This is a genomic window from Halomonas caseinilytica (assembly GCF_001662305.1).
Lineage (GTDB): Bacteria > Pseudomonadota > Gammaproteobacteria > Pseudomonadales > Halomonadaceae > Halomonas > Halomonas caseinilytica.
The window spans coordinates 145,889-158,212 of sequence record NZ_BDEP01000004.1; the positions used below are offsets into that span (position 1 = coordinate 145,889).

The 12,324-nt window shown below is 63.7% G+C and carries 8 protein-coding genes; 3 read left to right on the forward strand and 5 right to left on the reverse strand.

What is annotated here, in order from left to right; all coding sequences use genetic code 11:
* The first annotated feature begins 176 nt into the window (after window positions 1–176).
* The gene (rmf, locus tag A9O65_RS16865; RefSeq protein WP_073292025.1) at window positions 177–383 is read left to right on the forward strand and encodes a ribosome modulation factor; all 207 of its coding nucleotides are present in this window, start codon (window positions 177–179) and stop codon (window positions 381–383) included.
* Between the two features lie 68 nt (window positions 384–451).
* Here the strand turns inward: rmf and A9O65_RS02560 are convergent, their stop codons facing one another.
* A complete protein-coding gene (locus A9O65_RS02560) occupies window positions 452–1,489 on the reverse strand; it encodes a quinone-dependent dihydroorotate dehydrogenase (RefSeq protein WP_064701273.1) in 1,038 nt (345 codons plus the stop codon).
* A gap of 180 nt (window positions 1,490–1,669) precedes the next feature.
* Here A9O65_RS02560 and mgtE point away from each other — a divergent pair, with 180 nt between their 5' ends.
* Entirely contained in the window at window positions 1,670–3,022 is a 1,353-nt protein-coding gene (mgtE, locus tag A9O65_RS02565) for a magnesium transporter (protein ID WP_064698156.1), read from the forward strand.
* 82 nt (window positions 3,023–3,104) lie between these two features.
* Here mgtE and A9O65_RS02570 read toward each other — a convergent pair whose 3' ends face one another.
* The 4 genes from A9O65_RS02570 to A9O65_RS02585 form a co-directional block, all read right to left on the reverse strand.
* Entirely contained in the window at window positions 3,105–7,946 is a 4,842-nt protein-coding gene (locus tag A9O65_RS02570; RefSeq protein WP_064698155.1) for an NAD-glutamate dehydrogenase, read from the reverse strand.
* A gap of 193 nt (window positions 7,947–8,139) precedes the next feature.
* Complete coding sequence (trmA, locus tag A9O65_RS02575; RefSeq protein ID WP_064698154.1) at window positions 8,140–9,246, reverse strand: tRNA (uridine(54)-C5)-methyltransferase TrmA; 1,107 nt, start codon at window positions 9,244–9,246, stop codon at window positions 8,140–8,142.
* Between the two features lie 82 nt (window positions 9,247–9,328).
* Window positions 9,329–10,105 (reverse strand): glutamate racemase, encoded by a 777-nt coding sequence (murI, locus tag A9O65_RS02580; RefSeq protein WP_064701274.1) that lies wholly within the window; start codon window positions 10,103–10,105, stop codon window positions 9,329–9,331.
* Window positions 10,106–10,257: 152 nt separating this feature from the next.
* Window positions 10,258–10,803: a hemerythrin domain-containing protein gene (locus tag A9O65_RS02585; RefSeq protein ID WP_064698620.1), complete on the reverse strand. Its 546-nt coding sequence runs from the start codon at window positions 10,801–10,803 to the stop codon at window positions 10,258–10,260.
* A 179-nt stretch (window positions 10,804–10,982) separates the two neighbouring features.
* Between A9O65_RS02585 and A9O65_RS02590 the strand changes: the two genes are divergently transcribed.
* Window positions 10,983–12,323: a replication-associated recombination protein A gene (locus A9O65_RS02590; protein ID WP_064701275.1), complete on the forward strand. Its 1,341-nt coding sequence runs from the start codon at window positions 10,983–10,985 to the stop codon at window positions 12,321–12,323.
* The last annotated feature ends 1 nt before the right edge of the window (window position 12,324 follow it).

Genomic DNA, 12,324 nt, shown 5'->3' on the forward strand with positions numbered 1-12,324 from the left:
GGCGACCAAATTGGGCTATGTATTACTCAGTAGCTACTCGATTGTAAACGCATGCGTTCCTGTCTATGGGGTCCGCACCCTCTCGACTCCGGTCGAGGGGTGCCTCGACCCCTTTTCAAGGGACCGGTGACGTACGCACCGGCTCCCGATCGGCACCTTCACCAAGAGGTAGTCCAATGAAACGACAGAAACGTGATCGCTTCCAGCGCGCCTATGTGCATGGGTACAAGGCAGGTCTCTCAGGTCGTTCCCGTGACGACTGTCCCAGTCAAGACATCAATCTACGCGAATACTGGATGAGCGGTTGGCGTGAAGGTCGTGGGGATCAGTGGTCCGGCATGACGGGTGTTTCCGGTATCCACAAGAACCCCATGGTGGTCTGACTTTCGACCATCGTTTCGTCAGACACGATGACGACCCGTCAAGCCCATGGCATGGCCATGGGCTTTTTTCACGCCTCGCCACCCTTCTCCGAGGGCCGAGCCTGCAGCGCCCGAGCGCATTCCCCGACCAGGCCAGGCCCCCGATAGACGAACCCCGAATAGAGCTGCACCAGATCGGCGCCCGCCTCCTGCTTGGCCCGGGCCGCCGCGGCGCTATCGACGCCGCCCACGCCAATGATCGGCAGCTCCGGCAGCCGGCGTCGCAACGCTCGGATCACCACGTTGGAAGGCTCGAACACCGGTCGACCGGAAAGCCCGCCCTGCTCCTCGGCGCCCGGCAATCCTGCCACCGCCTCCCGCGACACGGTGGTATTGGTGGCGATCACGGCATCGATCTCATTGGACGCCAGGCTATGCGCCACCAGGGCCACCTCCTCGTCGCTCATGTCCGGGGCGATCTTCACCGCCAGAGGAACCCGCCGTCCGGCATCGCGATCGAGCGTGCGACTCTCCTTGCGCAGAGTGCCCAGTAACTGGTCGAGATGTTCGCCGAACTGCAGGTCGCGCAGGCCAGGAGTATTGGGCGAAGAAATGTTCACCGTCACGTAGTGGGCATGCGCATGTACCTTGCGCAGGCAGTGCAGGTAATCGTCTACCGCCCGCTCGACCGGCGTCGTCAGATTCTTGCCGATATTGATGCCGATGATTCCGTCGTAACGTGTGCGGCGCACCCGCTCGACCAGGTGGTCCACCCCGGCGTTGTTGAACCCCATGCGATTGATGATCGCTTCCCCCTCCGGCAAACGAAACAGCCGAGGCCGGGGATTGCCATCCTGAGGCTTGGGAGTCACGGTGCCCACCTCGACGAAGCCGAATCCCAGCGCCCCCAGGGCATCCAGGTGGTCGGCATTCTTGTCGAGTCCCGCTGCCAGACCGATCCGATTGGGAAAGCGCAGGCCCATCAACGTCACGGGGTCGTCCACGCTGCCCGAGCCGAGATGCGTCGCCAGGCCGAGACGATGCGCCAGGTCCAGCGCCGAAAGCGCCATGCCATGGGCTTTCTCGGCATCGAGACGAAACAACAGCGAACGGGCGAGGGAATACATGGCGGCTCCAGGCAAGCGACGGACAAGGCGGGCGCGAGTATAGCGCAGCCGACCCGGAACGACGAAACCCACGGCCGACTAGCCCCGAGATCGTCTGCCATGCCATACGCCTTTTATGGTCTACTTGAAGCGTGGGCAAGCACGCCCCCGCCGTGATGACGCGCCGCCAGGGAGAAGGACATGACCGATACGACCGAGACACTGGAACACCGCCTGTCGCGCATTCATCTGGCACTCGAGCAGGAAAGGCTGGAATGGGTCGATGATGTCATCGACGACCTCGAACCCGCCGAGGTTGCGCTGCTGCTGGAGTCGCTTCCACCCAACGAGCGGTTCCGGCTATGGGAAAGGGTCCCTCAGGAAGTCGACGGGGAAGTGTTGCTGCACGTTCACGACGAGGTCCGTGCGACCCTGCTCGAGGACATGGACCACGCCGAAATCGTCGCCGCCACGGCAGGACTGGACACCACCGACCTGGCCGAGCTGTTCGAGGACCTGCCCCGCCAGGTTGCCGAAGACATGTTGCGCTCCATGGACGAGCTGCAGCGGGCGCGCCTGCAGGAGACGCTGGCCTTCGAGGAGGACAGCATCGGCCGCTTGATGCGTACCGATACCATCGCCGTGCGCGCGGATGTCAGCCTGGAGACGGTACAACGCTTTCTGCGCTGGAAGGAAATGGTTCCCGACAACACCGATGCCCTGATGGTGGTCGACCGTGACGGCCGCTTCGCGGGCGTGCTGTCGCTGGCCCGGCTGGTGGCCAATGATCCGGACATGGCCGTGGCCGACCTGATGGACAGCGAGGTGGACAGCATTCAGGTGACCATGAAGTCCCGCGACGTCGCCACCCTCTTCCAGACCCACGATCTGGTCTCGGCGCCGGTGGTGGATAATCGCGGGATGCTTCTGGGCCGCGTCGTCATCGACGACATCGTCGACGTCATCCGCGAAGACTCCGAACAGGCGCTGATGAACATGGCCGGCCTCGACGAGGAAGAGGACCTCTTCGCACCGGTGCTGCCCAGCGCACGGCGTCGCGCCGTATGGCTCGGCATCAACCTACTGACGGCGTTCCTGGCCGCCGGGGTCATCGGCCTGTTCGAGGATGCCCTGGAAGAGATCGTGGCGCTGGCGGTCCTGATGCCCATCGTCGCCAGCATGGGCGGTATCGCCGGCAGTCAGACGCTGACCCTGGCCATCCGCGGACTGGCACTCGGCCAGATCAGCCGCACCAACAGCAACTGGCTCTTGCGCAAGGAAGTCGGCATCGCCGCCTTGAATGGCCTGCTCTGGGCGCTGGTCGTGGCCTCGCTCGCAGTCCTGTGGTTCAACAGCCTGGCCATCGGCGCCATCATCGCCGCGGCGCTGGTCATCAACATGCTGGCCGCCGGCGTGTCGGGCATCGCCATTCCATTACTGCTCCGCCGGCTCGGCATCGACCCGGCACTGTCCGGCTCGGTGGTACTGACCACGGTGACCGATGTGGTCGGCTTCATGGCCTTTCTCGGCCTGGCCACCATCTTCTTGCTGTAGGACACCACGCCAGCTTGCCGGCGGTAACGCAAGGAGGGCGCCGAATGGCGCCCTCCTTGTGTCGTACCTCGCGACGGGGAACTCAGGCCTCGCTGTTGCTTTCGGCAAGATCCACCAGTTCCCGCACCGCCACGGCGAACAGCGGGAAGCCACCCTGGCTGCCACTTCCCACTTCCTCGAGCAGATGACGCCAGCGCTGGTGCATGCCTTCATGCTGGCTCAGCCAGCGCTCGACACGCTCGGTGCTGTCGCGCGGACCGCCTTCCATGCCCAGCACACTGGCGGTCAAGGCCAATTGCTGACGATCGATGTCGTCACGGAAGGTGTCCCGCGCCTTGGCCTGCCAGCCATCGCGAACCTCGAGCCGGGTCACCTGCTGGATGAGCCAGGGCAGCTCCAGGCGAGCCCCGACCTCGTAGAAGACTTCGGCGACCCTCTGTGGCTTGTCATCGGTCTGGCGTGCCGTCTGAATGATGCCGAGGGCAGCATAGAGGCTGCCCGCCGCCGCCACGGTGGACGCCAGGGCCTCGGGAACCCCCGCCTTCACCAGTTCCTGCTGGCGAGCCGACCACTGCTCCTTCTCTTCGCCACGCAGCCGCTTGCCGATGTTCTCCTGCAGCTGTGCCAGGCGTGGCGCAAAGTAGTCGATGGTATCCCGGGTGTTCAGGCCGGTGCGCTGACGCAGGAACCAGCGCGTGGAGCGGCGCAGCATGCGCATCAGGTCGAGCATCATCGAATACTGCACCTGGCTCGGCACCTTGTTGTCCAGTGCCTCGATCTGCTCCCACAGGCGCGGCAACTGGAAGCTGTCGCGGGCAATGACATAGGCACGGGCGATGTCGGCACGCTCGGCACCGGTGGAATCCATCAGGCGCCGTACGAAGACCACGCCCATATGGTCGACCAGGTCGTTGGCCACCTGGGTGGCGACGATCTCGCGCTTCAGGCGATGCTCGTACATCTCGTCGCGATACCGCTCGGCCAGCATCGACGGGAAGACACGTTCCACGAAGCGCATGATGGTCGGGTCGTCGGGCACGTCCGAGGCGATCAGGTCGCCCTTGAGCACGCTCTTGGCATACGAGATCAGCACCGACAATTCCGGCAGGGTCATGCCCTGTTCGTGCTGGGAACGCTCGAGCAGCTCCTCGTCGGAGGGCAAGAACTCGAGCTCGCGGTCGATCTGGCCGGCCGCTTCCAGCTCGCTGATGAAACGCCGGTACGGGCCGACACCCTGGCGCGACAGCAACTCGGCGAGATCCAGCGCCTGGGTCTGGCGATAGTTGTCCAGCAGCACCAGTTCGCTGACTTCATCGGTCATGTCGGCAAGCAACTGATTGCGCTGCTTCTCCGTCATGTCGCCCCGGGATACCACTTCGTCGATGAGGATCTTGATGTTGACCTCATGGTCGGAGCAGTTCACGCCACCGGCGTTGTCGATGAAGTCGGTATAAACGCGCACGCCCTTGGCGGCGGCCTCCATGCGTCCACGCTGGGTCAAGCCGAGGTTGCCGCCCTCGCCGACCACGCGGCAGTTGAGCTCCCGGCCATCGATGCGCAGGGCATCGTTGGCCTTGTCGCCCACCTCGGCGTCGGTCTCTGCACTGCCCTTGACATAGGTACCGATACCGCCATTCCAGAGCAGATCGACCTTGGACACCAGCATGGCGCGGATCAGCTCGTTGGGGGACAGCTTGTTCTCGCGAATGCCGAAGACCTTCTTCATCTGCGGCGTGATGGTGATCGACTTGGCGCTACGGGGGAAGATGCCGCCACCCTCGGAGATCAGCTCGGCATTGTAGTCCTCCCAGCTGGAACGCGGCATGTCGAACAGGCGCTGACGCTCAGCGAAGCTCGATGCTGCATCGGGCGTCGGGTCGACGAAGATATGCAGGTGGTTGAAGGCCCCCACCAGGCGAATCTTGTCGGAGAGCAGCATGCCATTGCCGAAGACGTCGCCGGCCATGTCGCCGATGCCGACCACGCTGAACTCGTCTTCCTGGGTATTGATGCCCAGGCCGCGGAAATGACGCTTGACCGACTCCCAGGCACCCTTGGCGGTGATCGCCATCTTCTTGTGGTCATAGCCGTTGGCGCCCCCGGAGGCGAAGGCATCGCCCAGCCAGTGGCCGTACTCGATGGAGATCTCGTTGGCGATGTCGGAGAAGGTCGCCGTGCCCTTGTCGGCGGCCACCACCAGATAGGGATCGTTGTCGTCGTGGCGTATCACGTCACGCGGTGGCACGACCTCGCCACCGGCCAGGTTGTCAGTGATATCCAGCAGCGCACGGATGAAGATCTGGTAACAGGCGATACCTTCCTTCTGGACCGTCTCGCGATCCGCGCCCTCCGGCATGCGCTTGCAGACGAAACCGCCCTTGGCGCCCATCGGCACGATCACCGCGTTCTTGACCTGCTGGGCCTTGACCAGGCCGAGCACCTCGGTGCGGAAGTCCTCGTGGCGATCGGACCAGCGCAGCCCGCCCCGGGCGACCTTGCCGCCACGCAGGTGTACCCCTTCGACGCGCGGCGAGCAGACGAAGATCTCGTAGGCCGGACGCGGCTTGGGCATGCCGGAAACCCGGGAGGGTTCCAGCTTGAAGGAAAGGTAATCCTTGTAGCCGCCATCCTCGGTGCGCTGGTAATAATTGGTTCGCAGGGTCGCCTTGATCAACTCCATGTAACGACGCAGCAGTTGATCGTCGTTGAGGCTCGGCACTTCGTCGAGCAGCGCCAGGATGCGTGATTCGCACTCCTCGATCTCTTCCTCGCCGGGCCGCTCGGCCGGGTCGAAGCGCAGCTCGAACAGCGTCACCAGCTCGCGGGTGATCTCGGGATGGCTACCCAGGGTGGTGGCAATGTAGTCCTGGGACATGCCGAAGCGAATCTGCTTCAGGTAGCGCGCGTAGGCACGCAGCATCGCCACTTCGCGCCAATCCAGGTTGGCACCGATGATCAGTCGATTGAAGGCGTCGTTGTCGGCTTCTCCTGCCCAGATCCGCTGGAAGGCATCGATGAAGGGGCCACGCATCTCCTGAAGATTCATCTCCACGCTGGTGTGATGCTCCAGGGTGAAGTCATGAATCCAATAGGATGCATCGCTGGCCTGTACCTCGTAGGGACGCTCGCCGATCACTCGCAGGCCCAGATTCTCCATCATCGGCAGCACATCGGAGAGCGGGATCGGCGCGTCCTGATGGAACAGCTTGAGATTGACGCCGCTGCCCTCTTCCTCGATCAGCCGATACAGCGACAGCGACAGCGGCGCTCCCTCGTCGAGCTCGCCGATATGCTGCAGGTCGTAGACCGCGGTACGCGCGCTGAAATCCTCGCGATAGCTGGCCGGAAAGGCATCGCGAAAGCGGCTCATCAGCAGGTTGGCATTCTCCTCCCCGAAGCCCTCGATGGAAGCGTTGAGCAGGTCGTCGCGCCAGTTGCGGGCCAGCTTGACCAGTTTCTCCTCGAGGCGCTTGATATCGTATTCCACCGGCTGGTCGCCGTTGAAGCGCAGGATGAACTGGATGCGGGCCAGCACCGACTCGGAGAGATAGGTATTGAAATCCCCGAAGGTGGCATCGAGTTCTTCGCAGAGCAGCTCCTGGAGCCGCACCCGCAGCTCGGTGGAAAAGACGTCGCGCGGCACGAACACCAGGCAGGAGTAGAACTTGCCGAAGGTATCCTCGCGGATGAACAACCGCACGCGGCGACGTTCACGGATATCGAGGATTCCCAGCGCCGTCTGCGCCAGCTCGTCGATATCGATCTGGAAGAGGTCGTCACGCGGGTAGACCTCGAGGATCTGCAGCAATTGCTTGCCGTTGTGTCCCTTGGGGCTGAAGCCGGCGATATCCATCACCGCCTGGAGCTTGCGACGCAGGATCGGCACGTTGCGCGGCGACTCATTGTAGACCGTGGCGGTGAACATGCCGAGAAAACGCCGCTCGCCGATCACGCGTCCCTGGTCATCATAACGATCGATGGAGATATAGTCGGGATAGGTGGGCCGGTGAATCCTGGCGTGATGGGCGCTCTTGGCAAACGACATCAACTGCGGCATCGGCACGTAATGGTCGCCCTCGACACCGAGATCGGTGCGAATGCGTTCGCGATAGCGCGGCTGATCCAGCCGGAAGACGCCGAGTTCGCTGCCCTCGACCTTGTCGAGACGCTGCCGGCCCTGCTCCTCACGTACCTCGTACTCGTCGTAGCCCAGGAACGTGAAGTTGTCCTGGAGCAGCCACTTCAGGAATTCGATGGCTTCTCGGTGATCCGCCGCATCGACCTGCTCCGGCCGCCTTGCCTCGAGCTCCTCGATGGCCGCCTGGGCACGCTCGCGCATGGGATCGAAATCGCCCACCGCAGTCCGCACCTCGCGCAGCACCTCCTGCAGGCTGGATTCGATCTCCTCGAGCTCGGTCAGGTTGGAATGACGATCCACCTCGATGGCGATCAGCGATTCACGAGCGTCGGGCGCGTCGGCCTCTTCCGGTGACGCGACACGCTGCAGGCGATGCTCGTCGTCACGGGCCACCGCCAGCACAGCATTGTGGATGGCATGAACGGTCATGCCCCGGCGATTCAATTCCACGCGGACCGAGTCGACGAGAAACGGCATGTCCTCGTGCAGCACGGCGATGAAGGTATGGGTGGACTGCCAGCCGTGTTCCTCGAAGTCCGGGTTGAGCACCCGAACCTTGGGGGCGTCGGGATCGAACTGCTGGATGAAATGCCACACCGAAAGCGTCGCGCCATAGAGGTCGTCCAGACGCCGATCAGCCAGATCCTCCAGGGGCACGGCAGCGTAGAAGAGGTGAGCGAAGGCGTCGACCGCAGCGGCCTTGTCCTTGTCCAGACGGCTTTGCAACCGTTCCTTGAGTTGCTTGAGAAGATCCAGGCGGGTCTCCTCCTGTGCGACGTGTAGCATCAATCACCTCGACTGCCAGGGGCCGCCGGCGGCGGCCGAAAAACAATGTGAGTTGCGGGGCGTTGCCTTCCCTTGGACCGGGAGGTTACGCCAATCGACGCCTCATCCCCAGCAACATGCCCCTTTGCTCATGGTGCATGTCGGTTGCGCATCGGCCTTGACAACGTCACGACATTTCCTACCAAGGTCGCATTCAGGCTCGTCGCTCCAGCAGCACCCCGCACTCGCAATGATGGGTCCAGGGAAACTGATCGAAGAGCGCGAAGCGGGTGACATCGTGTGTCTGCGTCAATGTCTCCAGGTTCTGTGCCAGCGTATCCGGATTGCATGAAATATAGACGATACGCTCGTACTCGCTCAGTTGACGACAGCTCGCCTCATCGAGCCCCGCACGAGGGGGGTCCACCAGTACCGTGGAGAAATCGTACTCGCCGAGCGCCCAGGCCTCCACGCGTCGACCACCCTTTTCTCCCTTGAGCGCTTCGGTGAATTCCTCGGCGGACATGCGCCCCACTGTCACGTTGTCGATGGCATTGGCCTCGAGATTCTCCCTGGCACTGGCCACCGAGGTCCGCGAGATCTCAGTGGCCAGGACACGGCGAAAATTGTCGGCCAGCGCTACCGTGAAATTGGCATTACCGCAATACAGCTCGACCAGATCGCGCTGCTGGCTGCCGGCAGTGACGTCCCGCGCCCAGGCCAGCATGGCGCGACATATCTCGGCGTTGGGTTGGGTGAAGCTGTTCTCGACCTGCTGGTAATGCAGGCGACGGCCATCGACCTCCAGACATTCCCAGACATGATCCCGGGTCAGAACTCGCCGCTGCTTGCGGGCACGCCCGATGATCATGATGTCGAGCGTCCGCTCGAGCTCACGCGCGGCCGCGTCCCAGTCCTCGTCGAGCTGGCGATGATAGATCAGGGTCACCAGCGCCTCGCCGGTCAAGGTGGTGAGAAACTCCACCTGAAACAGTTTGTGCCGCAACACCGGGCGGTCTCGTATCTCATCGAGCAACTTCGGCATCAGGTCGTTGATGCGTCGGCTCGCGACCGGATAGTCGTCCAGACGCACCACTCGCTTCTTGCCGGGCTCGTCGGGGTCGATCTCGAACATGGCGTAATAGAGGTCATCGCCCTCGTGCCAGAGGCGGAATTCGCAACGCTGGCGATAGTGGCTGGGCGGCGAGGGATAGACGTCGAGCGCCGGGGGGGCGAATGGCGCGAAGGTCTCGACGAGACGCTTGCGCTTGGCTTCGAGCTGTTCGTCATAGCGGGAAGGATCGACTACGGGAATGGCCACGGCGGCTCCTGATGATCGGGAAGGGACAGCGTGAATGGTAAGACGCAACAATAAAAGGGCGACACGCTCGGGGACGGACCCGTCAGCCCAGTGACAGCAAGCGGGTCTCGGTGAAACCGAAGCCGGAAAGCCCTCGGGACAGGGCCTCGGAAGGCGCGGTGACCCAGCCTGTCTCGCGCCCTTGTCGACAATCACGATCGGTCATCACCTGACCGGCGCGACGGGCAATGGCGTCCCCCGAATCGACCCACCGCACGCGTCGGGGGGCGGCCGCGACGAGCCAGTCGCGCAACAGCGGAAAATGGGTACAACCCAGCACCATGGTATCCAGGTTCACCATCTCCGCCATCGGGGACAGCGTGCGGCGCAGCACGTCAGGGTCGGGGCGCTCGCCCGCCACCCAGCGCTCGGCCTCGACCACCAGGGGGTCGGCGGCAATACGCGTCACCTGGCAATCGCCGGCGAACTCCCGGATCAGGCGCAGGGTATAGGGGCGCGCCACGGTGGCGCTGGTTGCCAACAGGCCAATGTGGCGGGTCTCGCTCATTCCGGCCGCCGGCTTGATCGCCGGCACGGTGCCGACCACCGGCACCGCCAGGTGCTCGCGCAACGCCTCGAGGGCCAGGGTACTGGCCGTGTTGCAGGCCACCACCAGGCCGACGCAACCACTCGCCACCACCGCCGCTTCACAGACCGCGAGGATACGCTCCACCAGCCAGTCATCGTCGCGCACGCCATAGGGCAGCATGGCGTTGTCGCAGGCATAGGCCAGCGCCGCATCGGGCAATTGCCGCCGCAGCGAGGCCACCACCGACAAGCCACCTACCCCGGAGTCGAACACCAGAATCGGCCCTGCCATCAGCGCACGCCTCTGTTGCCCCCGGTCCTTGCCGGACCGGGGAACGAAAGGGAGGCTGGGCCTGTGGGTCGCAGGTGATGATGCATTGGCGTCGCACCTTGTCATGAAGTGCGACGCATTCTACCTCAAGGCGAGGCGGACGCTGAAGGTACTCAGGTCACCGGCTCCGGCGCATCGCGCAGCTCGGCGTAGAGTTCCGGATAGGCCGCCTGGAGACGCTCCAGCTCGGCGGCTGCGCCATCCGGCAGGGCCTTGGCGAGGTTATCGAGGTCGGTATCATTGAAATGTTCGCGGATCAGCGGAAAGAGCTGTTCGCGCTCCTCTCGCAGATAGTTGCGATGGGCTTCGAGATATTCCTTGAGGTCGTCGGCAAAGCAATCCATGGGCACCACCGCATCCATCAGGATCATGTCGAGATCATTGGACAAGCGCTTGAGACGCGCCCTGAGCGCGCGATAATCCCTGGACAGGCGCTCGGTGACCTCACCACATTGCGGGTCGCGCTCACGCAGGCGTTCCGAGCAGATTTCCTCCAGCGGCGAGGTGAAACCATCCATGTAATCGAGAATGTAATCCACGACTTCGCGCACCAGCTGGAAGTTCGGACGTTCGCCGTCGGCCAGGGTCTTCTGCTTGAGCTGCAGAACGTGCAACATGCGCGCCATGTTGGCATGATCCTGGCGCAGTTGGTTCAGCATGGGCATGGCGAAGGCCTCCTCTGTATCGGGCATGGATGGAAGGCACCTAGAATTGGACGCGCCTTCTCGGCAAGGGTTCCCCAAGTCGGGACGACGGAGTTATCAAGCTAGACCCTGGATGCCATCTTTGCCTATCCCGTTCATCATGTCTTTCATTCGGCACCCCCAAGGAGCTCGACATGGACTTGTTCCAGCAAGCCACCTCCGACCAGAACGCGCCCCTGGCCTGGCGCATAAGGCCTCGCCGTCTCGCCGACTATGTGGGCCAGCAGGCACTGGTCGGTCCGGACAAGCCAGTGCGGCGCATGGTCGAGACCGGCACGGTACGCTCGATGATCCTGTGGGGACCGCCCGGCACCGGCAAGACCACCCTAGCGGAGATCCTGGCCGAGGAGTCCGGCGCCCATCTCGAGCGACTCTCGGCGGTGATGGCTGGCGTCAAGGACATTCGGGAAGCCGTGGATCGCGCCAGGGTGGCCCAGGGTCAGGATCGCAGCACCCTGCTGTTTCTCGACGAGATCCACCGGCTCAACAAGAGCCAGCAGGATGCCCTGCTGCCCCACGTGGAATCCGGCCTGCTGACGCTGATCGGCGCCACCACCGAGAACCCCTCCTTCGAGGTCAATTCGGCCTTGCTGTCCCGGGCTCGGGTGCATGTCCTGAAGGCGCTCACCGATGACGACGTAGTCGAGGTACTGCAGCGCGCCCTCGCCGACGAGACACGAGGCCTGGGCGCCCGACGCATCGCCGTAGATGACGAGGTCCTGCACGTGCTGGCCCGTGCCGCGGCCGGCGATGCCCGTCGCGCCCTGGGGCTGCTGGAAACCGCCTGCGACTTCACCGAGCCGGAAGGCGATGGCGAGCGGCTACCCCGTGCCGCCCTGGAGGATGTCATCGGCCACCAGGCCAGCGCCTTCGACAAACAAGGCGATCACTACTACGACCTGCTCTCGGCGATCCACAAGTCGGTACGCTCCTCGCGACCGGATGCGGCCCTGCTCTATATCGCACGTTTCATGCAGGGAGGCGGCGACCCCCTGGACGTGATTCGCCGCCTTGCCGCCATCGCCTCGGAAGACGTCGGCAATGCCGACCCCCGAGCCCTGCCGCTGGCCATGGCCGCCTGGGATGCCTATCTGCGCCTGGGCGACTATGAAGGCCAACGCGCCATCGCCCATGCCGCCATTCATCTGGCAGTGGCACCCAAGAGCAATGCCATCGACCAGGCATGGAAGCGTGCCAAGCAGTTCGTTGCCGCCCAGCCACGCCTGGAAGTGCCCACCTATCTGCGCAATGCGCCGACCCAATTGATGGAGTCCCTCGGCCATGGCGAGGGATATCGTTACGCTCACAACGAACCCAACGGCTACCCTGCGGGCCGTCAACATGATTGCTGGCCGGAGGACGTGCCCTACGAGCGCTTCTTCGCGCCAAGCGAATACGGCCAGGAAAAACGCTTCCAGCAGATGCAGGCCTGGCGGGCCAGCCTCGACGACGCGGCCGATCGAGGAGACGGCTGAG

Bases quoted from the DNA above. Each gene is read 5' to 3' on its own strand.
- rmf (WP_073292025.1), top strand. From the start codon at position 177: ATGAAACGACAGAAACGTGATCGCTTCCAGCGCGCCTATGTGCATGGG.
- A9O65_RS02560 (WP_064701273.1), bottom strand. From the start codon at position 1,489: ATGTATTCCCTCGCCCGTTCGCTGTTGTTTCGTCTCGATGCCGAGAAA.
- mgtE (WP_064698156.1), top strand. From the start codon at position 1,670: ATGACCGATACGACCGAGACACTGGAACACCGCCTGTCGCGCATTCAT.
- A9O65_RS02570 (WP_064698155.1), bottom strand. From the start codon at position 7,946: ATGCTACACGTCGCACAGGAGGAGACCCGCCTGGATCTTCTCAAGCAA.
- murI (WP_064701274.1), bottom strand. From the start codon at position 10,105: ATGGCAGGGCCGATTCTGGTGTTCGACTCCGGGGTAGGTGGCTTGTCG.
- A9O65_RS02585 (WP_064698620.1), bottom strand. From the start codon at position 10,803: ATGCTGAACCAACTGCGCCAGGATCATGCCAACATGGCGCGCATGTTG.
- A9O65_RS02590 (WP_064701275.1), top strand. From the start codon at position 10,983: ATGGACTTGTTCCAGCAAGCCACCTCCGACCAGAACGCGCCCCTGGCC.